This is a genomic window from Dactylosporangium fulvum, from assembly GCF_025137375.1.
Lineage (GTDB): Bacteria > Actinomycetota > Actinomycetes > Mycobacteriales > Micromonosporaceae > Dactylosporangium > Dactylosporangium fulvum.
On the sequence record NZ_CP073720.1, the window covers coordinates 8,535,522 to 8,555,397 of the forward strand.

Consider the following 19,876-nt stretch of genomic DNA (forward strand, 5'->3'; position numbering starts at 1 on the left):
CACCAGCCGTACACTCGCAGCCAATGGATACCACGGTCGCCGATCCACTGCTCGGTGCGCTTGTCGACGGGCGCTACCGCGTTCGCGCACGTGTCGCCAAGGGCGGCATGGCGACGGTCTACACCGCGCTCGACGAGCGGCTCGAGCGCACGGTCGCGTTGAAGATCATTCATCCGGCACACTCGCAGGATCCGCAGTTCGTCGATCGGTTCACCGACGAGGCGAAGACGATCGCGCGGCTCACCCACCCCAACGTGGTCGCCGTCTACGACCAGGGCATCTACCAGGGCCTGCCCTATCTGGTGATGGAGTACGTGCGCGGCCGCACGCTGCGCGAGGTGCTCGCCGAGCGCCGCCGCCTGCAGCCGCAGGAAGCGCTCGCGATCATGGAGCAGATGCTCGCCGCGATCGCCGCCGCACACCGCGCCGGCCTCGTGCACCGCGACGTCAAGCCGGAGAACGTGCTGGTCGCCGAGCCGCCCGGCGGCACGCACGACCTGATCGACGGTGTGGTCAAGGTCGCCGACTTCGGGCTCGCCCGCGCCGTCGAGGCGAGCGCCGACGAGACCGGCTCGCACCTGATGGCCACCGTCGCCTACGTGGCGCCCGAGCTGGTCACCGACGGCCACGCCGACCCGCGCACCGACGTCTACTCGGCCGGCATCGTGCTCTTCGAGATGCTGACCGGCCGGGTGCCCTACGAGGCCGATCGTCCGGTCGAGGTGGCATGGCAGCACGTCGACCGCGACGTGCCGTTCCCGTCGCACTACGTGCCGGGCCTGCCGCCCGCGATCGACGACCTGGTGGCCCGCGCGACCCGCCGCGACCCGGGCGCCCGCCCGACCGACGCCGGCGCGCTGCTCGCCGAGGTCCAGTCGACCCGCGACGACATCGGCGTCGACCTGACCGGCCGGTCCCGGCCGGTGGCGCAGCCGACGGTCATCGTGCCACGGGTCGAGTCGGTGCCGCAGACCTACCAGTCGCAGCCCCAGCGGCCGTCGTGGGCGCGGCTGCCCGGCCCGGCCTCGGCCCCGGCGCCCGCCCGGCGCCGGCGCGCCTCCCCGGTCGCCGCCGGTCCCGGCGGCCGCCTGGGTGAGCTGCTCGCCCAGATCAACGCCAACCCGCGCACCCGCCTGACGGTGATCGCGGCGATGCTGACGCTCGGCCTGCTGGTCGCGATCGGCGGTTACTGGTTCGGCGTCGGGCGCTACACAGCCGCTCCGAACCTCACGCAGTACAACCGCGAACAAGCGATCCAGCAGGCGCAGAACAGCGGCTTCAAGGTCAAGTTCGCCCCGGCGAAGTTCGACGCGCGGGTCCCGAAGGACAAGGTGCTGTCCCAGGACCCGGGCCCGGGCGCCCGCATCCTGGACGGCGGCACGATCACGATCACGCTGTCGCTCGGCCCCGAGATCTACAAGGTGCCGGACATCGCCGGCAAGGAATACGACCTGGCGGTCGTCGACATCCAGGCGATGAAGCTCGCCGCCAACCGCGCCGAGAAGTTCGACGACGCGGTGCCGGTCGGCTACGTCGTCGACACCGACCCGGACATCGGCACGCAGGTCCAGCCCGGCCAGACGATCACCGTGTTCGTCAGCAAGGGCCCCAACCCGATCAAGGTGCCGCTCGTCATCGGCAAGCAGCTCGATCAGGCCAAGCAGGACCTCGACAAGGTGAAAATTAAGATCAACAATATCGAAGAGGTCGAGAGCGACAAACCGAAGAACGAGGTGGTGTCGCAGAGCATCGGCGACGGCAACAGCGTCACCGACGGCATGACCATCGACCTGCGGATCTCCAAGGGCCCGGCCCTGGTCGCCGTGCCCGAGGTGCGCAACATGCAGCTCGACCAGGCCCGGCAGACCCTGGAGGGCATGGGCCTCAAGGTCGACGCGCAGGGCTTCGGCACCGTCCGGCAGCAGGACCCGGCACCCGGCACGCAGGTCCCGCCCGGCACGACGATCCGCTTGTTCGCGTTCTTCTGATGACCGTGACCACCGATCCTCCGACGACGGTCACGACCCCGGTCGGCGGGCACGCGCCCGCCGCCGGAGGTCTGGCCAAGGCCGCGCTCCGCTACGTCGAGCAGACCGGCGCGACGGCCGTGCAGGTCTACGTCTCCAACCCGCGTGGCTGGACCCTCACGCCCGGCGACCCGGAGCAGGACGAGGCGTTCGTGGCCGGCTGCGCCGATCACGGCGTGACCGCCTACGTCCACGCCGCGCTCCTGGTCAACCTGGGCTCGCCGACCGAGACGACGGTCGAGCGCTCGGTGGCGACGCTGGAGCACGCCCTTCAGCGCGGCAAGGCGATCGGCGCCCAGGGCGTCGTCTTCCACGCCGGTTCCGCCGTCGACGCGGCACATGCCGAAAAGGCCCTGGGTGTCGTACGAGCCGTGCTCTCCCCATTGCTGGACCGCGCCGAACGGGAAGGCTGGCCCCCGCTGCTGGTGGAGCCGAGCGCCGGCGGCGGCCGCTCACTGGCGTCCAGGGTCGAGCACCTGGCGGACTACCTGGCGGCGGTCGATCACCACCCGCACCTGGGCGTCTGCTTCGACACCTGCCACGCCTGGGCGGCCGGCCACGACCTGGCCGAGCCGGGCGGCATGACAACGACGCTGGACACGCTGGTGGAGGCGGTGGGCCAGAACCGTCTGCGGCTGATCCACGCCAACGACTCGAAGGACGCGTGCGGCTCGATCCGCGACCGCCACGAGTCCCTCGGCAAAGGCACGATCGGCGCGGCCCCGTTCGCCGAGCTCTTGGCCCATCCCGCAGCCGCCGGCGTCCCCGTTGTCGTCGAGACCCCCAGCGGCGACAACGCCGCCGGCCACGCGAGCGACATCGCCCTGCTCCGCGCGTCGCTCTGACCCTTCGGCTGTGCGAGCGGTCCGCGCTCTTCCCGTCTCAGAGCAGGGTGGGCAGGATCTTCGCCGCGTGGTCCACGCCCTCGTCGGTGAGGTCCAGGTGCGTCACCAGGCGAACCAGCCGCGGGCCGAGCACCGACACCAGAATGCCGTGCTCCCGCGCCGCCGCCGCGAACTGCGTGCCGTCCAGCCGGGCCTTCGTCAGGTCGAGCGGCAGGATGTTCGTCCGGATCTGCTCCGGGTCGACCACGCCGGTCGGGGCCATGGCCTCGGCCAGCAGCCGGGCCCGGGCGTGGTCCTCGGCGAGCCGGTCGATGTTGTTGCGCAGCGCGTAGAGGCCGGCCGCCGCCAGGATGCCGGCCTGCCGCATGCCGCCGCCCATCCGCTTGCGCAGCTTGCGGGCGGTCGCGATCGCCGCCGCGGAGCCGACGACCAGCGAGCCGACCGGCGCGCCCAGGCCCTTCGACAGGCAGACCGAGAGCGTGTCGAACAGCGCACCGTACTCCGCCAGCGGCACCCCGTCGGCCACGTGCGCGTGCCAGATGCGGGCGCCGTCGCAGTGCAGACGCACACCGTACCGATCGGTGAGCGAACGCAGGTCCTGGAGTGTCGACAGCGGGATCACCCCGCCGCCGCCCCGGTTGTGGGTCTGCTCCACCGCGATCGCCCGGGTCGGCACCGCCACGAAGCCCTCCGGGCGGATCATCGACTCGACCGCGGCCACGTCGACGGCGGCGCCGACGGCGGGCCAGGTGCGGGTCGAGATGCCGCTGAGCGCGGCCGCCGCGCCGATCTCGTCGCTGACGATGTGCGCGGCGGCGTCGCAGAGCAGCTCGTCACCGCGCGGGACGGCGAGCTGGAGCGCCAGCTGGTTGGCCATCGTGCCGCTGGGCGTGAACAGGGCGGCCTCGTGGCCGAACATGGCCGCGACCGTCGCCTGCAGCTCGTGCAGGGTCGGGTCCTCGTCGAAGACGTCGTCCCCGACCTCCGCCGAGGCCATCGCCTCCCGCATGGGCGGCGACGGCTTCGTCAGCGTGTCGGACCGGAAGTCGACGACGAGGTCAGCCACGCAGCATCTCCGCGACCAGGAACGCGAGCTCCAGCGACTGCTGCGTGTTGAGGCGCGGGTCGCAAGCGGTCTCGTACCGTCCCGGCAGGTCCTCGTCGACGATGGCCTGCGCGCCGCCGAGGCACTCGGTGACGTCCTCGCCGGTCAGCTCCACGTGCAGGCCGCCCGGGTGGGTGCCCAGCTCGCGGTGCACCTCGAAGTAGCCGAGCACCTCGTCGACGATGCGGTCGAAGTGCCGCGTCTTGTAGCCGTTGGACGACTCGTGGGTGTTGCCGTGCATCGGGTCGCACTGCCAGACCACACGGCACCCGGCGGCGGTGACCTTCTCCACGATGGGCGGGAGCGTGTCCCGCACCTTCGTCGAGCCCATCCGCGCGACGAACGTGAGCCGACCGGGCACGTTGTCCGGGTTGAGCTTCTCGAACAGCTCGATGGCCTGCTCGGGCGTCGTGGTCGGGCCGAGCTTGACGCCGATCGGGTTGGCGATGCGGGACATGAAGTCGACGTGCGCGCCGTCGATCTGACGGGTGCGCTCGCCGATCCACAGGAAGTGCCCGGACAGCCCGTACGGCTTGCCGCCGGCGATGCGCGCGAGCGGCCGCTCGTATTCGAGCGCGAGCGCCTCGTGCGAGCAGTACAGCGTCACGGTGCGCAGCGCCTCGTCGTCGTTGACCCCGCAGGCCTGCATGAACCGCAGCGCCCGGTCGATCTCACGGGCGATCGCCTCGTATCGCTGCCCGGCCGGCGACGTCACGACAAAACCCTTGTTCCAGTCGTGTACCGCATGCAGGTCGGCCATGCCGCCGCCGAGATACGCCCGCAGCATGTTCATCGCGCTGGACGAGTTGGCGTAGGCACGGACCATGCGCTGCGGGTCGGCGACCCGGGCGGCAGGGTCCTGGTCAAGCGAGTTGATCATATCGCCGCGGTAGGCCGGCAGGCCGAGCGAGTCGAGCGGCGCGGAACGCGGCTTGGTGAACTGCCCGGCGACCCGACCGATCTTGATGACCGGCAGCGAGGCGCCATAGGTCAGGACGACCGCCATCTGCAGCAGCGTGCGAGCGTTGGCCAGGACGTGGGCCTCGGTGTTGTCGGCGAACGTCTCGGCGCAGTCGCCACCCTGCAGCATGAAGGCCTTGCCGTCAGCGACGAGCGCGAGCCGCTCTCGCAACTGGTCCACTTCATAGGGTGCGACAATGGGCGGCACCGAGGAGAGCAACGACCCGACCTCGTCGACAGCGTCCTGGTCCGGCCACGGCGGAACCTGCGCCCGGGGCATGGTCCGCCACCGGTCGAGCCCGAACTCGTCGTCGTCCTGGTTACCCGGGACGGCGACGCGGGAGATCTCCGGTCCGGGGTATGTGAAGTGGTGCCACTCCTGCCGCATGAGCCAAAGCGTAGCGACTCGGACCGCCGGGGTGACTGTCGCCATACCGCCGATCCCACGCCCCGAGACTATGCCTAGGACGACCCCTAGCCGGGATCCCTCATCCGCCCCGCAGGCCCCGTTCCAGCCGGTCACCCCCCGTCCGGCCGCGCCTCCACCCGCACCCGGGCGACCGGCCCGGTTGACCCCTCAGAGCCCCCGCCGCACAGCCCTGCCACGACGCCCTCCCCCAGCAGCCATACCACTCCGCCCGTCCACAGCCCAGCCCACGACGCTCCAGCCCCACGACGGCGCAGCCCCACGGAGCCTGTTGCGCAATTCGGATCCCTCGCGCGTCAACCTCGACAACCGCGCTGATCTTGGAGTTGTGGTGCTTGACAAATCCGGACAAATTCGGAGGTTCATGACGCCACAACTCCAAGATCGGCGCGTAGTTGGGCCGCCAACGCTGTCCCAGCGAATTACGCAACAGGCTCCACGTCAGCCAGAGCCCACGGCGGCGCAGCCCCACGACAGCCAGCCCCACGGCGGTCCAGCCCCACGCTGGCGCAAGCCCCACGACAGCCAGCCCCACGGCGATCCAGCCCCACAACAGCTAGCCCCACGGCGATCCGCCCGTGCGGCAGCCCACCCCGCCAAGGCAGCCCATGCACCGCAGGGGTCTACAGTCAGCAGCCGCCTGCAGACTGCGATCTGCGGTCGGCAGCGGCCTGTGGACGACGCAATTCGCGGACTGCGGCAACTTGCGGCGGACTGCGGTCTGCAGCGATCCACCTCCCCTGCGATCCGGCCCAGGGGTCCAGCCGCCCCGGCGATCCGCCAGGCAGCCACTTCTACACCGCCGCCGCACGTCCACTGGCGCCTCGGTACAGCTGGCAACATCTGTGCGACGCGCTATCGCACCCTGGCGCGCAAGCCACCGGCACTGCACCCTCCCGCCTTGGGACCACTTCCCACAATATAGGAAAGAATAGATGAGTGGCGATTAGTGTCCGAGGACTTTTTCATGATCCCGAAGACTCTGCGCACCCCTGGCGACATAAAGTCTTCGGGATCATGAAAAGCGTGGACATGCAAGACTGTCGATGCACCAAGATGTCCGGAATGTCTGCCGACCTGGCGGATAATCGCGGTTCAGGAGCACAACAACGGCTCACCGCCACGAGCGAGCCGGTGCCGGAAGGCGGCGCCATGGCAGTCGGCGTCGAAGAGTCGGCGGCGTGGGCTCGGACCAACCTGCATGAGATCTTGACAGGCCGCATGTGGCACCCACTCAAGAAGACGCTGCCCGAGCCGGCGCTCCACCGAGAAGCGATCCGTCCCGAAACGCCGATCACGTGAAGCCCTGAACCCACGAGCGCCCAGCCCCCAGCACGGCCAGCCCACACACCAGCCCACACACCAGCCCACACCCGGTCAGCCCTCACGCCTGGCCAGCCAACACGCCGCCAGCCAAACACGCGGTCGGCCAACACCCGACCCACAGGCCCAGCCATCGCTTGGTCTCTCCTTCGGTACTTCGACAGTTCGAAGGATCAAGCGGTGGCCGTTCCCATTCCGGCATCCCCACTCAAAGTGGGCGAGTCGTACACCACCTCAGAGGACGCAGCCCGGCGGACGGGCGGCCCGCGGCCTCCCAGCTCACGAGCACCCACCCACCCACCCAGCCGCGCAGGCAACCCACAGAGCGCCCACGCCAGAACCACAGACCCCGGAGGAACAAACCACCGCCCGGGAGCGGCAGGCCACCGAGCAGGCGCCCCGCCGCGAGGCGCCTGCCAACGAGCTGGGCAGCCTACATGTTGATCATGTGGCCGGACAGGCCGTGCACCGCTTCCTTCACCGCCTCGCCCAGGGTCGGGTGGGCGTGGACGTTGCGGGCGACCTCGTGCACCGTCAGGTCCCACTGCTGGGCCAGGGTCAGTTCCGGCAGCAACTCTGTCACCTCCGGGCCGATGAGGTGGCCGCCGAGCAGTTCGCCGTACTTCGCGTCGCTGATCAGCTTCACGAAGCCCGTCGTGTCGCCCAGGCCGTGCGCCTTGCCGTTGGCCGTGAAGGGGAACTTCGCGACCTTCACGTCGAAGCCCTTCTCCCGGGCCTGCGCCTCGGTCCAGCCGAAGCTCGCGATCTGCGGCTGACAGTACGTCGCCCGCGGGATCATGACGTAGTCCAGCTCCATCGTCTCCGCGCCCGCGATCGTCTCGGCCGCGATGATGCCCATCGACTCGGCGGCGTGGGCGAGCATCAGCTTCGCGGTGACGTCGCCGATCGCGTAGATGTGCGGAACGTTCGTGCGCAACCGGCCGTCGACCGCGATCGCGCCGCGATCGGTCAGCGCCACGCCGGTCTTCTCCAGGCCGTAGCCGTCGACCCGCGGCTGGAAGCCGATCGCCTGCAGGAGCTTGTCGGCCTCCAGGACCTGCGTCGAACCGCCCGACGAGACCGTCACCCGCACGCCGGAGGGGGTCTCGTTCACCGACTCGACGCGGGTCGAGGTCAGGACCGTGATGCCCAGGCGCTTGTACCGCTTGGCCAGTTCCGCCGACACCTCGGCGTCCTCGAGCGGCACGATCCGGTCGAGGAACTCCACGACGGTGACCTTGACGCCGTAGTTGTGCAACACGTACGCGAACTCGACGCCGATCGCGCCGGCGCCGGCGATGATGATCGAGGACGGCAGGTCCTCGGTCATGATCTGCTCCTCGTACGTCACCACGCGGTCGGACAGCGTGGTGCCGGGGAGCAACCGGGTGGTCGCGCCGGTGGCGATGATGCAGTTGGCGAACGTGATCGTCTCGTCGCCCACCTGCAGGGTGTGGTCGTCGAGGAACGAGCCGCGCACGCTGTACTGCTTGATCTCGTTCTTCTTCATCAGGTAGTGCACGCCCTTGACCCGGCCGTCCGCCACCTTGCGGCTGCGCTGGAAGGCCGCCGAGTAGTCGAACGTCACCGAGCCCTGGATGCCGAAGGTCTTCGCCTCGGCGGTGAAGATGTGCGCCAGCTCAGCGTTGCGCAGCAGCGCCTTCGACGGGATGCAGCCGACGTTGAGACAGACGCCACCCCAGTACTTCTCCTCGACGATGGCGGTGCGCAGGCCCAGCTGCGCGGCCCGGACCGCGGCGGTGTACCCGCCCGGACCGGCGCCGAGGACGACGACGTCGAAGTGTTCAGTCATAGCCAATCCTTGCGTTTGAAGGTGACATACAGTCCCACGGACAACACCACGATCAGCACCGTCGAGCTGACGAGGCCGGCGTGCTTCTCGAAACCTGGAAAAGGCAGATTCTGCCCGTAGTAACCAGTAACAGCCGTCGGTACCGCGACGATGGCCGCCCAACTGGTGACCTTCTTCATGATGTTGTTCATCCGGTTGCCCTGGACGCTGAGGTTCGACTCCAGGATGGTCCCGACGAAGTCGCGCAGCGACTCGGTGAACTCCGCCACACGCAGCACGTGGTCGTAGAGGTCGTGGTAGTACGGCATCATCTCGTCGTCGATGACGCACACGCGGGACCGCATGAGGCCGTTGACCAGCTCCCGCATCGGCAATCCGACCTTGCGCAACCGGCCCAGACTCTTGCGGAGCCGGAAGCTGCGCTGCTGCACCTGGCGGATCGCCTGCGGCGTCTCCTCGAACAGCGTGTCCTCGAGCGCCTCGAGCGCCTCGTCGAGCGCCTGCACGGCGTCGAACTGCTGGTCGACGATCACGTCCAGCAGGCCGTGTGCCAGGTACGGCACGCCGTGCCCGGCGAGCTCCGCGGTCTCATCCCAGCGCGCGACGACCGCGCCCATGTCGAAGTCACCCGCGTGCACGGTGATCAGCGCCTGCTTCATCACGAAGGCCGCCACCTCGTGGACGGCGAGGTCCCCGTCCTCGGGGTCGAAGTCCGTCGCGTACGCGTTGAAGTACTGGTGAGCGACATAGTGACTCAGCTTGGGCCGCTCGTGCGGCGACGACGCGTCCTCGATCGCCAGCCGGTGCAGTCCGAACTCCTCCTGCACCCGGTCGAAGTCGGCTTCGTCCGGGTCGGTGAGGTCGAGCCAGACGACCGCGCCGGTGTCCCGGAGATGCTCGGATATATCGTCGAGCGGGAAGTCCTCCGCTTCCAGACGACCGTTGCGGTAGAGCCGCGTGCGCGCCATACCGCCCATCAAAGCAGAAGGAGGCGGCGGTGGCGGGTTTCGCCGAGGCGACGACGGTCCGCGACGGAGAGGCCGATCTGGATCCACAGTGGACGGTGGGGAGCAGACCGCACGGTGGCTACCTGCTGGCCGTCCTCGCCAGGGCCGCCCGATCGGAGCGCCACCCCGACCCACTGTCGGCCAGCGCCCTGTACCTCTCCCCGCCCGACGTCGGACCGGCCGCGGTGACCGTCGAGCCGCTGCGGGAGGGCCGCACCGCGAGCCAGGTGCGGGCCCGGCTGACCCAGAAGGACCGCACCTGTGTCGAGGCGCTGTTCACGCTCGGCCACCTCGGCGCCGACCAACGGGAACAGCGCTGGGTCGACACCCCTCCCCCGCCCGTGACCGACCGGGAGTCGCTGGCCCGGACGCCGGTGCGGCCGGAGGGCTCCGCGGTGAGCGTCAACATGCTCGACCTTGTCGACCAGCGCATCGACTGGCGTGCCGCCGGCGAGGCGCCGGGTGACCTGCGCGGCTGGCTGAGCCTCCCGGACGGGCAGGACTGGGATCCGATCTCGCTGCTCTTCGCCGCCGACGCGTTCCCGCCGGCCACCTTCACGCTCGGCAGCAACGGCTGGACGCCGACGCTGGAGCTGACCGCATACGTGCGCGGGATGCCGGCGCCCGGTCCCGTCCGGGTCCGCCAGCGGGCGCGGGTGCTGTCGGACAGCCTGGTCGACCAGGTCTGCGAGATCTGGGACAGCGCCGGCCGCGTGGTGGTGCAGGCCAGCCAGCTCGCGGCCTACCGGATGGCCACGCGATGAAGCCGCGCCCCGCACCGGAGTGCGGGGCGCGGGCCGGGAGAGGAGGTTACCGCTTGACTCGTTTCCTCACGCTCTTGCTGGTGCGCCGCCACGCGTCGACGGCCCGCTGACGCGGCGTCATCGGGCGGGCCCGACGACGACGTACGACCGTCACGACCGCCACCACGACGGTGGCGAGGCCGGCGGCTGCGGTGGCCAGCGGAACGGGCCGACGGCGTGCCACGCCCTTGCCCTGCTCGGCCAGTTCGGCCGCGCGGTCCTTGGTCGCGGCGACCGTGCTGCCGAGATCACCGCGCTTCTCGGTCACGGTGTCGTCGATCTTGGTGCCGTTCGCATGCGTCACGCTCATCGCTGCCCCTTTCTCTCTTGAGGAAGGGATGCCCATTCGTCGCTCGGTCGAACCGCGGTGCGGCTCACACGGCCGCGCTGAGCACCGCCGACACCGGGGCGTGGTCGGAGGTCACGGCCGTGCCGACGACAACGTTCGAGCAGGTCAGACCGCGGACGAGCACGTGGTCGATCTCCTTGACCGGCGCGTCGGCGGGAAACGTGCGCACCGGCCGGAACGCGGCGAAACCGTCCACGTACCCGGCGTCGGCGAAGGCCCGCATCGACGGGCTGCCCGGCTCGATGTTGAGGTCTCCGGCGATCAGCGTGGGCCGGTCGCCGCCGAAGCGGGTGGCGAACGCCGCGATCTCCCGCACCTGCACGAGCGGCTCGGCGTCCGGCGGTGGCTGGATGTGCGTCGACACGACCGCGATCTCGCGGCCGCCGAACACCACCACGACGCCGAGCGCCTGCGCGCCGGTCGGCGCCCCCACCGCGGACAGCCGCACGGACTCCGACCGCCGGACCGGCAGGTTCGTCAGCACCGCGTCACCCCACACCGCGTCGGCGGCCGGGGCGAACGTGTACCGCATGCCGAGCTTCCGGGCGAGCACGTGCAGATCGTCGTGGCCGCCGTTGAGCAGCCAGGCCCGGTCGACCTCGGACAGCACCACGACGTCGGGTCGCTCCCGCGTGATGGCCGCCGCCGTCTCGGCCGGACGGAAGGTCCCGTCAAGACCAAAACCCATCCGGATGTTGTACGCCGTGAGCCGCAACTCCCGCCCGGCCTCCTCGACAGGCTGGACCGACGGCCGGAACGACACCCCGACCAGCGGGACGAGCAGGCACACGGCGAGCGCGGCGCCGAACGCGGGCAGCGCGTCGGGGCCCGGCGGTTCGGGCCACGAGGGAGGCCGCACGAGGATCCAGACCGGCACGAGCGCGACCGCAAGCGGCACCCACCAGTTCGGATAGCCGATGTCGTAGGCCGCGTAGTAGGCGACCGCCCCGACCGCGAAGATCACCATCCCGCCGACGGCGGCGTGGCCCTCAGGCCGCGGCGAGGGCCGACGCGAGACCGAGAAGGCGATGCCGAGGACGAGCGCACCCATCACCGGCCCGACGATGCGCCCCGTCCAGCTCGGCGTGAACGAGATCGGCCAGACGAACAGCGCCGTGCTGAGGACCAGGAAGCAGGCCGCCCACCAACCCCGCCATCTCGCATGGGCGCCGGGTGCGCGCAGGACCGGGACGAGGAACACGAAGACGGCCAGGCCGAGGACCAGCTGGGGCAGGAAGGGCAGTGGCTGCTCGACGACGTTGTTCTTGTGCGCGGACACCGCGATCGTCGCCATCGGGGGCGACAGCACGAACATCCCGGTGAGCAGCACGGCCGGGCCGACGAGCAGCCAGCCGCCGCCGTGGACGGGCTCGGGCGCGGGCCTCAGCTGGTACCACAGGAAAACACCGGCCTCGGCGAGGACCAGTGGGCCGGCCCACCACCACGCCTGCCACGACAGGTCGACCGTGGACAGCGCGGCGTGCTGGAGCGCGGCGGCGGCCAGGCCGATCGGGACGCCCGGGCTCGCCGGTCCGCCGCGCACGGCCGTGGCCGCCAGCCAGACGAGGCCGGCGAGCAGGCCGAGGGACGCGACGTACAGCTGAGGCTGTCCGCCGTGAACAACAACGAGCGCGAGCCGGGCGGCCGCGAGCCCGGCCGCCCCGACGGCGACCAGCGGCAGGCGGCGGGCGAGCGGGACCGCGGCGAAGGCCGCCACGAACCACACCAGGGCGAACGCGCCCATGAGCTCGGCCGGTGTGGACGCCGCCTGCCCGAAGATCGTGATGATCGACGGCAGCCAGACCCGCAGGAGGTCGACCAGCAGGAGCGTGCCCGCGGCGAGCGCGAGCGTGTCAGTCCTCGCGAACGACAACCTGGACGGCGGCGTCATCGTCGAGACGATAGCCGACGCCGCGCACGGTGGCGATGATCCGTGCGGCGTCACCGAGCTTGACCCGCAACCGGCGGACGTGGACGTCGACGGTGCGCTCGGTGCCGACCATGTCGTAGCCCCAGACCTGGCGCAGCAACTGTGCGCGGCTGAACACGCGGCGCGGGTGCTCGCAGAGGAAGAGGAAGAGATCGTACTCGCGACGGGTCAGCGGCACCGGGACGCCGTCCTGGAGGACGAGGCGGGAGCCGGTGCACAGGTAGAGCCGCGGCGCGTCGGCGGTCGCACGGCCGATCCGCTTGATCTTCGGGTCCGCGTCGGTGCCGGGATCGGCCCCGGCCGGCTCGGCCGCGGTCTCGACGAGACGCAGCGTGCGGGTGGGTGCCTGGGCCGGGGTGCGCTGAGCCGGCGCGGTGCGCTGGATCTGCTGGGTGGCCTGGGCGGCGGCGAGCGCTTCAAGGTCGCTGAGCAGGCGCGACGCCTCCGGAGGGAGTTCGTCGCCGTTGAGTGTGATGTGGACGGTGATGGTGACCACGGACGACACGGTCTCGGGCGCACCGACAACCGAAACAGCCATTTTCATTTCCTCTCGAAGGCCTTTGGAATTCACGCCGAATCAACGGGGAGTCATTCGACAAAGGCCGTCGAAATGGTGCTCACGGCGGGATGCCCACATGGGATCTAGCAGCACCTCAGGGCACATGGCTCCGACCTTACCAGCATCGTCACTCGGTGCGACAGACGTGTAACGTGCCGCACAGAATAGAGCAACACGAATAGGTCTGACGTTTTCGGACTCTATTCACCGGCAATTCACGGACACCGGTACTCATCCAGCGTTGCCGGGCCCGCGCGGCGGGTCAACGGGTTCCCATACAGCGAGACAACGCTGATTACCAGCATCTGCAAACACGTCGCGACATGCTGATACGTTGGCGACAAATCCTATCCGCTAGGTAGAGTCAGTCGCACCACCATATGGGATCGAGGCCCGCAGCCGGCCGGGGCCAACAATACTCGCACCCTGACCCTCGACCCGCCGCCGGAGCCCCCGGTCGGATGTCACGACGATCACCGGCCTGTGCCACACATTGGCCCGGACGAGCGCAACAATGTGATCGTCACCGGATTGCGGCGCGGCTTCCACACCCACACCGGCGACCGGATCGATCCCCCGCGCCGCGCCCTCCACGACCAACACGATCTCACCGGGAAGCGCCGATTCGTCACGCGCTGCCAACGCATCACGCAACCGGGTCGCCGCTCCGGCGCGGTCGCGCCACCAGCCGTCGGGCACCGACCCCACGACGTTCGCACCGTCGACGATGATGAGCGGTTCCATGCCGGAAGTGTTACCTACCGGTGCCCCTTGAACCCTCAGCACCGTTGCGGGCGCGCCGATGTCCAGCCGCAGAGACAGCCCGGAGGCGGCTCGGAGGGCACATGGAACAGATTCGCGAGACGGCCGGCGTCACCCTGCGCGCCATCTTGCGATACGTGCGCGCCCGCGGTGGTGACACCGCCGTCGCCCGCACCCTCGAGCTGGCCGGCGAGCACGAGACACCGGAGGTGTACGACGACCCGCGCCGCTGGTGGTCGTACGAGACGAAGATCAACGTTTTCAGCGCCGCCGCGACGGTGCTCTCCGACGAGACGATCGGCCTGCAGGTCGGGCAGAGCATCCTCTCGTACACCGTGAACACCCCGCTGCGGCTCGGCCTGCTCCTGCTGGGCGGCCCGGCGCAGCTGATCCGCCTGATCGCGACCGCGAGCGCCAAGTTCAACGCCGCGGCCGACATGTCGACGCTGTCCACCGGCCGCGGGCGCGCCACGGTGCGGTACCGGCTGCGCGGCGGATACCGGCCCAGCCACTACGACTGCGACTACACCCGGGGGCTGCTCACCCAACTTCCCGTGCTCTTCGGCCGCCCACCGGCGACCGTGGCCCACGAGGTCTGCCAGGTCAAGGGCGCCGACGCGTGCGTCTACACCGTCCGCTGGCGGCAGCGCCGGCCGTTCTGGCGCCGCTCGACGGAGCCTGACGACACCGCCGACGTGCTGGCCGGCCGCATGGAACTGCTGCAGCGCACGGTCGCGGAACTCGTCGCCGCGCAGCAGCCGGAGCGCGCTCTCGCGGTCGTCGCCGAGCGGGCCGGCTACGCGGTCAACGCCCAAGCGTTCCTGCTCGTCGCGCGGACCGGGCCCGAGCAGCCGCGCCAGGTGCACGGCTACGGCCTGGCCGAGGCGGAGATCGAGGTGCTCACCGCCGCACCGCCGACCAGTTTCGCCGGCACGCTCGTCGCCGACATCGCCTCGCCGAACCGCTACTACGGCTACCTCGTCGCGTACTGCGAGGACTTCTTCGACACCGAACGGCGCATGCTCGACGCGTACGCCAACCTGGCCGCCGTCGCGCTCGACGCGCTGTCGGCGCTGGAGACGGCGGCGGAGCGGCAACGCACCGCGGAGCATCTGCTGACGCTGGCCCGGCAGCTGACGACCGCGCGGACCGCCGACGAGGTCGCGGCGGTCACCGCCACGGCGGTCCGGCCGGTGACGGGCGCGGACTCCGCGACGATCCTGCTGCACCGCAACGGCCGGCTGCACATGGTGGCCAACGCCGGCGCCGACGACGGCAACGTGCGCAAGGCCCGGCAGCTGACCGTCTCGCGGCAGGACACCGCGTTGTTCGACCGGTGCCTGACCTACTCCGGCGAGGCGCGCGTCTACGACCGGGAGACCGACGACCCGTGCATCGTGGGCCTGCTCGACGCGTTCGGCCGCGACATGCTGATCATCGTCGACATCGCGCTGCCCGAGCACCCGTACGGCATCCTGGTCGCCGCCTACGACCACCGGCAGGGCGCCACCCGATCCCGAGAGGTCGTGGACCGGATGACCGGCGTCGCCGACCAGGCCGCCACCGCGCTGCGCACGTGCGAGCTGCTGGAGCAGACCTGGCGCCTGGCCCACGTCGACGCCCTGACCGGCCTGGCCAACCGCCGCGCCTTCATGACCGCCCTCGACGCCGCCGTTTCCGCCGGCGAGGGCGCCGTGCTGTTCATCGACCTCGACGGCTTCAAGGCCCTCAACGACTCCCTCGGCCACAACGCCGGTGACGAGCTCCTGTCCGCGGTCGCGGGCCGGCTGACCGCCTGCGTCCGCACCGGTGACCTGGTGGCCCGCCTGGGCGGCGACGAGTTCGTGGTGCTCACGCACGGCGCTCCCGGCGCCGACGGGGTGCCGCGACTGGCGGCCCGCGTCGAGGACGCGTTCCGCTCCCCGGTCGCGCTGCTCGACGGTTCGCACGTCGAGGCGCGGGCGAGCGTGGGCGCCACGCGGTTCCGCGCCGGCGAGGAGAGCCGGGCCGTCCTGCACCGCGCCGACATCGCGATGTACGAGGCCAAACAGGCGCTGGGCCTCAGGCCCTGACCGTGGACCGGGACAGGTGCGCGAGGACCGCCTGGTTGGCCTCCCAGCCGTCCGGGAAGCGGACCGGGACGTTGAGGTGCACCGGCTCCGCCGACGGGTGGTTGTCCAGCAGCTCCGCGATCCCGGCCCGCGCGACGACGATGCAGGCGTGCCGGTGGCGGGACGCGAGCACGCACAGCCGCCCGGCCTCCAGGTGGAACGCGCCGGCGTCCCGGCGGCCGGAGAGCGGGTGCAGCACGACCGTGACGTCGTACTCGCGGCCCTGGAGCCGGTTCGCGGTGTCGACCGTGACGTCCGCGGCGACGCTGTCGGCGAGGGCCTGCCGGATGGCGGCCACCTGGTCGCGGTGCGCGGCACCGACCGCGACGCGCTCGGCGGTGACCGGGCGGCCGTCGGGGGCGTGCTCGGAGTACGCGACCGGTCCCCGCTGGAGCAGGCGGGTCACCAGCGCGGCGATCGCCGCCACCACCTCCCGGTCGGTGCGCACGGTGTGGCGGGCGGGCAGTTCGTGGAGCGCCCAGCCGGTGCGCCGGGCGATCTCCAGCGTGCTGTCGACCCCCTGGTCGCCACCGATCGCACGGGTGGAGAACTCCAGCCGCCGGTCTCCCTCCGCGGTACCCGCGCGGAACGGGGTGAACGGGTAGAAGGCCGCCGACACCACGTCGGCCGCCGACGGCGGCAGCCGCCAGGACACCGGCAGCCGGTGCACCGGCAGGTCGGGGTTGTGGCGCAGCAGCACCGCCACGGCGCTCAGCATCGGATCCCACGACAGGCCGGCCCACCGCTCGACCGCCACCACGGAGAACGGGTCGAGCTGGCCCGGGTCACCCACGAACAGGCCTCGGGAGAACCGGCCGGCGACCCGCAGCAGCATGTCGGAGCGCATCTGATACGCCTCGTCGACGATCGCCCGCTCCCAGGTGCCGTCGCTCACCGTGGCCCACTTCGCCGCGGTGCCGATGACAACGGCGCTGTTCTGCACATCGGACACCGCGCCGCTGACGGTGACGGTCCCGTGCTTGATCACCCGCTGGGCGGGCACGTAGGTCGACGCGGACAGCCGCCCGATCTCCAGCTGCGGCGCGGCGGTGGCGAGCCGGTCGATCAGGTCGTCGACCTGCTCGTTGGTCTGCGCGATCACCATCAGCCGTTCGCCGCTCTCGGCCATGGTACGGGCGGCGCGGACGACCAGCGTCGACTTGCCCGCGCCGGGCGGCGAGTCGACGACCACGCCGCGCCCCTGTGAGCTGCCGAAATCGCGCAGGATCGTCTCGATCACGACCAGTCCTCCACGGCGTCGAGGTCGGTTGGCGGGAGCTCCGGCGGCGGCCCGCCGTGCGTCCACGGTGTGTCCTCCCGGCTCGGGAACTTCCCGGGCGGCTGGTAGGAGTCCGTGACGGGTCCGTAGGTGACCCGATCACCTACCTCAGGCACGGAGCCCGGTGCCGGGTTCTTGACCGAGCGGCCCATGCCCTTGCTGAGCTCGAGAACCACGTCCACATCGGACACCGAGACCACGACGGCCTGCTGGGCGAGGCGCGCGGGCGAGACGAGCTGCGCGCCGGGCTCGAGGCGCACCGGGTCGTCGGTCTGCACAGTGATGTGCGGGCGCAGCGCGGCCTTCTTGCCCGAGGTGTCGACGCGGTTGGGCGAGGCGGCCACGACGGTGCCGGTGAACGCCTCACCGGCCAGCCGGAACTCGGCCATGACAAGCGGGTCGTCGAGCGCGCGCTGCGCGTCGTAGCGGGCCTGCTCACGCTCCAGCCGGTCGAGCCGGCCGGCCGCGGCGACGGCGCTGTCCCGCCGCGGCTGGGGCAGCGCGGTGCCCTCGGCCAGCGACATGTGGTACACCGTGAACACATCGCGGTCGACGGCCCAGCGGGCCTCGACGGACGCGCCAGGCGGCCGGGTCCGCAGCAGGCCGACCGCCTGCCAGACCAGCTCCCAGGTGGGTTGCAGCTGGTCGGACACGGCCGCGGCGAGCGCGGCGACGGCACGCTCGTGGGCATGGTCGTCGGCGGCCCGGGCCACGGTGGCCAGCGCGGGCGCCAGGATCTCGTTGTCGAACGTCGGGTCGGTGCTCGGCCCGGCGGGCGGCCAGCGCAGCGGGTCCTCGGCCAGGGCGGCGGCGGTCGCGCCGTCGAGGCCGTCGGGCGGGTCGATCCAGCCGATCAGCGCGGCGAGGTTGGCGTCCTCCAGGCCGCTCTGACCGGTGGCCCAGTGCGCGCCGAGCACCTCGGTCATCGCCAGCAGCGTCGCCGATCCGGGGTGGTCGGCGCGTTCCCGCAGGAACGTCAGCCACTGCCCGAGCAGCGGGACGCTGCGGTGCACCGGGTACGGGCCGAAGGTGCGGCGGAACCTGGTCGAGCGGCCGAGCAGCCGCACGAACTCCACACCGCCGCGGTTGGGCACCAGCACCTGCGGCGCCTCGGCGTAACGCACCTTCGACGGCTGAGCGGTGTCGACGGCACGGGCGCAGCTGTCCACGTAGGACAGCAGGACCCGGGCCAGCTGCGCGACGAAGTCGAACCGCTGTGTACGGTCGCGCGGGTTCGCCACGACGAGCAGCCGGGGCGCCGCCGGATCGGTGCCGACCATCGCGGCCAGCGGGGCGGCGGCCTCGCCGGCGAGGCTGAGCGGCACGAGCACCAGCGGCCGGGCGGCGATGTGCGTGTGCCGGACGGTGGTGAGCGGCTGCGCCCGCCCCGACTCGACCGCCTCCGCCCTGGCAAGTGCGGTGAGGATGCTCACGCGATCCCTTCGAGGCACTCGGTGCGCAGCCGGTGGGCGAAGCGCAGCAGCCCGGCGATCTCCTCCTGGCCCGCGCCCGGGGTGAGCGTGCCGCGGGCCAGGCCGAGTACCGTGCCGATGCTCTCCACACCGCCGAGATCGTCGCGGACCGAACGGCCCAGCGCCGCCGTCGAGCCGGCCGACTCCTCCCGGCAGAAGAACGCCATCTCGCAGGTGCCGAGGCAGTCCGGGCTGTACCTCGCGTCGATCGTGCTCACCGCCTTGCGCAGCTCGTCGGCCGGGCGGGTGGGCAGGTGGTCGGCGTCGTAGGCGAGGTCGAACGACAGCCCGGCGGGCAGCGAGTCGAGGATGTCGTCCAGCCGGGTGAGCCGCGAGAGCTGCCGCTGCAGCACCGACAGCTGCTTGCGCACGTCGACGAGCGTCGCCGTGGGCCGGTTCGCGAAGTTCTCCGGGCAGACGAGCACCACGTCGTGCGAGACCGTCTCCGGCGGGTAGCCGAGCTCGCCGAGCAGCTCGCGCATCGCCAGCACGTAGACCGCCGACTGCCGAGCGGCCGCGGCCGTCTTGCCCGCGTCGGCCTGCCCGTCGATGACGGCGAACGACTTGATCTCGACGACGTGGAACCTACCGCCGGCCCGGAACGCGATGAGGTCGGGCTCCAGGTAGGCGTAGTAGCCCGCGATGTCGAGCCGCAGCATCGGGTGGTCGAAGAGCGTGCCGGCGTCGTCGCGCTCCCCCGCGGCGCGGGCCAGCAGGCTCTTCGTGCGGGCGTAGCGCACCTCGCGGCTGGCGTTGCCGCCGACGTTGGACAGGTCGTCGTACGCCACCTCGGGGATGGCCAGCTCCAGCCGCTCGCGCAGCAGCTGGAGCAGCTCGGCCGCGCCGTCGGCCTTGACCTGCGCCTCGAAGGCGTTGCCCCGGGCGATCGCAAACCGGGACTGGCCGAAGCCGGCCGGGTAGCCGAGGTGCCCGACCACGGCACCCTTGTTGACCCCGGCGGCGTCCATCAGCCCCCGGCGGCCGCAGCCCGGGTTGCTGGTGAGGGCCGAGATCGTGCGCGCGTTGTGGTTGCGCGGTGCAACCGTGCCGCGGATGCGGTCCAGCCGGTCGACCAGTGCGTCCATGGGCGTCTCATTTCGGGGA

The 19,876-nt window shown here is 71.2% G+C and carries 16 protein-coding genes; 5 read left to right on the forward strand and 11 right to left on the reverse strand.

Going from position 1 to position 19,876, the window contains the following annotated elements; all coding sequences use genetic code 11:
• Nucleotides 1-23 precede the first annotated feature (23 nt).
• Together Dfulv_RS39235 and Dfulv_RS39240 are read left to right on the forward strand one after the other, a co-directional pair.
• Nucleotides 24-1,988: a Stk1 family PASTA domain-containing Ser/Thr kinase gene (locus tag Dfulv_RS39235; RefSeq protein ID WP_259858869.1), complete on the forward strand. Its 1,965-nt coding sequence runs from the start codon at nucleotides 24-26 to the stop codon at nucleotides 1,986-1,988.
• The gene (locus Dfulv_RS39240) at nucleotides 1,988-2,872 is read left to right on the forward strand and encodes a deoxyribonuclease IV (RefSeq protein ID WP_259858870.1); all 885 of its coding nucleotides are present in this window, start codon (nucleotides 1,988-1,990) and stop codon (nucleotides 2,870-2,872) included. The genes Dfulv_RS39235 and Dfulv_RS39240 overlap by 1 nt, the downstream gene beginning before the upstream one ends.
• A 37-nt stretch (nucleotides 2,873-2,909) precedes the next feature.
• Here Dfulv_RS39240 and Dfulv_RS39245 read toward each other — a convergent pair whose 3' ends face one another.
• Together Dfulv_RS39245 and Dfulv_RS39250 are read right to left on the reverse strand one after the other, a co-directional pair.
• The gene (locus Dfulv_RS39245; protein WP_259869091.1) at nucleotides 2,910-3,881 is read right to left on the reverse strand and encodes a threonine aldolase family protein; all 972 of its coding nucleotides are present in this window, start codon (nucleotides 3,879-3,881) and stop codon (nucleotides 2,910-2,912) included.
• 49 nt (nucleotides 3,882-3,930) lie between these two features.
• Nucleotides 3,931-5,325 (reverse strand): class II 3-deoxy-7-phosphoheptulonate synthase, encoded by a 1,395-nt coding sequence (locus Dfulv_RS39250; protein WP_259858871.1) that lies wholly within the window; start codon nucleotides 5,323-5,325, stop codon nucleotides 3,931-3,933.
• 1,104 nt (nucleotides 5,326-6,429) lie between these two features.
• Here Dfulv_RS39250 and Dfulv_RS39255 point away from each other — a divergent pair.
• Complete coding sequence (locus tag Dfulv_RS39255; protein WP_259858872.1) at nucleotides 6,430-6,666, forward strand: hypothetical protein; 237 nt, start codon at nucleotides 6,430-6,432, stop codon at nucleotides 6,664-6,666.
• Between the two features lie 454 nt (nucleotides 6,667-7,120).
• On the opposite strand, the gene lpdA is transcribed toward Dfulv_RS39255, so the two are convergent.
• Both lpdA and Dfulv_RS39265 read right to left on the reverse strand, forming a co-directional pair.
• Nucleotides 7,121-8,500, reverse strand: a complete 1,380-nt coding sequence (gene lpdA, locus Dfulv_RS39260; RefSeq protein ID WP_259858873.1) for a dihydrolipoyl dehydrogenase — start codon at nucleotides 8,498-8,500, stop codon at nucleotides 7,121-7,123.
• Entirely contained in the window at nucleotides 8,497-9,468 is a 972-nt protein-coding gene (locus tag Dfulv_RS39265) for a magnesium transporter CorA family protein (RefSeq protein ID WP_259858874.1), read from the reverse strand. The genes lpdA and Dfulv_RS39265 overlap by 4 nt, the downstream gene beginning before the upstream one ends.
• Before the next feature lie 29 nt (nucleotides 9,469-9,497).
• Between Dfulv_RS39265 and Dfulv_RS39270 the strand changes: the two genes are divergently transcribed.
• Entirely contained in the window at nucleotides 9,498-10,271 is a 774-nt protein-coding gene (locus Dfulv_RS39270; RefSeq protein WP_259858875.1) for a thioesterase family protein, read from the forward strand.
• A 46-nt stretch (nucleotides 10,272-10,317) separates the two neighbouring features.
• Here Dfulv_RS39270 and Dfulv_RS39275 read toward each other — a convergent pair whose 3' ends face one another.
• From Dfulv_RS39275 to Dfulv_RS39290, 4 genes are all read right to left on the reverse strand, one after another.
• Entirely contained in the window at nucleotides 10,318-10,620 is a 303-nt protein-coding gene (locus Dfulv_RS39275; protein WP_259858876.1) for a hypothetical protein, read from the reverse strand.
• A 64-nt stretch (nucleotides 10,621-10,684) separates the two neighbouring features.
• Nucleotides 10,685-12,550 (reverse strand): endonuclease/exonuclease/phosphatase family protein, encoded by a 1,866-nt coding sequence (locus Dfulv_RS39280; protein ID WP_259858877.1) that lies wholly within the window; start codon nucleotides 12,548-12,550, stop codon nucleotides 10,685-10,687.
• Entirely contained in the window at nucleotides 12,513-13,127 is a 615-nt protein-coding gene (locus tag Dfulv_RS48655; RefSeq protein ID WP_319805719.1) for a winged helix-turn-helix domain-containing protein, read from the reverse strand. Before Dfulv_RS48655 ends, Dfulv_RS39280 begins: the two co-directional genes overlap by 38 nt.
• Nucleotides 13,128-13,502: 375 nt before the next feature.
• Nucleotides 13,503-13,892, reverse strand: a complete 390-nt coding sequence (locus Dfulv_RS39290; protein WP_259858878.1) for an NYN domain-containing protein — start codon at nucleotides 13,890-13,892, stop codon at nucleotides 13,503-13,505.
• A gap of 101 nt (nucleotides 13,893-13,993) precedes the next feature.
• Here Dfulv_RS39290 and Dfulv_RS39295 point away from each other — a divergent pair, with 101 nt between their 5' ends.
• Nucleotides 13,994-15,982 carry a GGDEF domain-containing protein gene (locus Dfulv_RS39295; RefSeq protein ID WP_259858879.1) on the forward strand — a complete coding sequence of 663 codons (1,989 nt, stop codon included), beginning with the start codon at nucleotides 13,994-13,996 and terminating at the stop codon, nucleotides 15,980-15,982.
• Here Dfulv_RS39295 and Dfulv_RS39300 read toward each other — a convergent pair.
• From Dfulv_RS39300 to Dfulv_RS39310, 3 genes are read right to left on the reverse strand one after another with little or no spacing between them, the layout of a single operon-like run.
• Nucleotides 15,972-17,267: an AAA domain-containing protein gene (locus Dfulv_RS39300; protein WP_406568044.1), complete on the reverse strand. Its 1,296-nt coding sequence runs from the start codon at nucleotides 17,265-17,267 to the stop codon at nucleotides 15,972-15,974. The genes Dfulv_RS39295 and Dfulv_RS39300 overlap by 11 nt on opposite strands.
• Nucleotides 17,258-18,733 (reverse strand): hypothetical protein, encoded by a 1,476-nt coding sequence (locus Dfulv_RS39305; RefSeq protein WP_259858881.1) that lies wholly within the window; start codon nucleotides 18,731-18,733, stop codon nucleotides 17,258-17,260. Before Dfulv_RS39305 ends, Dfulv_RS39300 begins: the two co-directional genes overlap by 10 nt.
• Nucleotides 18,730-19,857 (reverse strand): hypothetical protein, encoded by a 1,128-nt coding sequence (locus Dfulv_RS39310; RefSeq protein ID WP_259858882.1) that lies wholly within the window; start codon nucleotides 19,855-19,857, stop codon nucleotides 18,730-18,732. The genes Dfulv_RS39305 and Dfulv_RS39310 overlap by 4 nt, the downstream gene beginning before the upstream one ends.
• Nucleotides 19,858-19,876: the final 19 nt, after the last annotated feature.

Bases quoted from the DNA above. Each gene is read 5' to 3' on its own strand.
- Dfulv_RS39310 (WP_259858882.1), bottom strand. From the start codon at position 19,857: ATGGACGCACTGGTCGACCGGCTGGACCGCATCCGCGGCACGGTTGCA.
- Dfulv_RS39290 (WP_259858878.1), bottom strand. From the start codon at position 13,892: ATGGAACCGCTCATCATCGTCGACGGTGCGAACGTCGTGGGGTCGGTG.
- lpdA (WP_259858873.1), bottom strand. From the start codon at position 8,500: ATGACTGAACACTTCGACGTCGTCGTCCTCGGCGCCGGTCCGGGCGGG.
- Dfulv_RS39265 (WP_259858874.1), bottom strand. From the start codon at position 9,468: ATGGCGCGCACGCGGCTCTACCGCAACGGTCGTCTGGAAGCGGAGGAC.
- Dfulv_RS39295 (WP_259858879.1), top strand. From the start codon at position 13,994: ATGGAACAGATTCGCGAGACGGCCGGCGTCACCCTGCGCGCCATCTTG.
- Dfulv_RS39235 (WP_259858869.1), top strand. From the start codon at position 24: ATGGATACCACGGTCGCCGATCCACTGCTCGGTGCGCTTGTCGACGGG.
- Dfulv_RS39275 (WP_259858876.1), bottom strand. From the start codon at position 10,620: ATGAGCGTGACGCATGCGAACGGCACCAAGATCGACGACACCGTGACC.
- Dfulv_RS39250 (WP_259858871.1), bottom strand. From the start codon at position 5,325: ATGCGGCAGGAGTGGCACCACTTCACATACCCCGGACCGGAGATCTCC.
- Dfulv_RS48655 (WP_319805719.1), bottom strand. From the start codon at position 13,127: ATGGCTGTTTCGGTTGTCGGTGCGCCCGAGACCGTGTCGTCCGTGGTC.
- Dfulv_RS39280 (WP_259858877.1), bottom strand. From the start codon at position 12,550: ATGACGCCGCCGTCCAGGTTGTCGTTCGCGAGGACTGACACGCTCGCG.
- Dfulv_RS39245 (WP_259869091.1), bottom strand. From the start codon at position 3,881: ATGCGGGAGGCGATGGCCTCGGCGGAGGTCGGGGACGACGTCTTCGAC.
- Dfulv_RS39255 (WP_259858872.1), top strand. From the start codon at position 6,430: ATGTCTGCCGACCTGGCGGATAATCGCGGTTCAGGAGCACAACAACGG.
- Dfulv_RS39240 (WP_259858870.1), top strand. From the start codon at position 1,988: ATGACCGTGACCACCGATCCTCCGACGACGGTCACGACCCCGGTCGGC.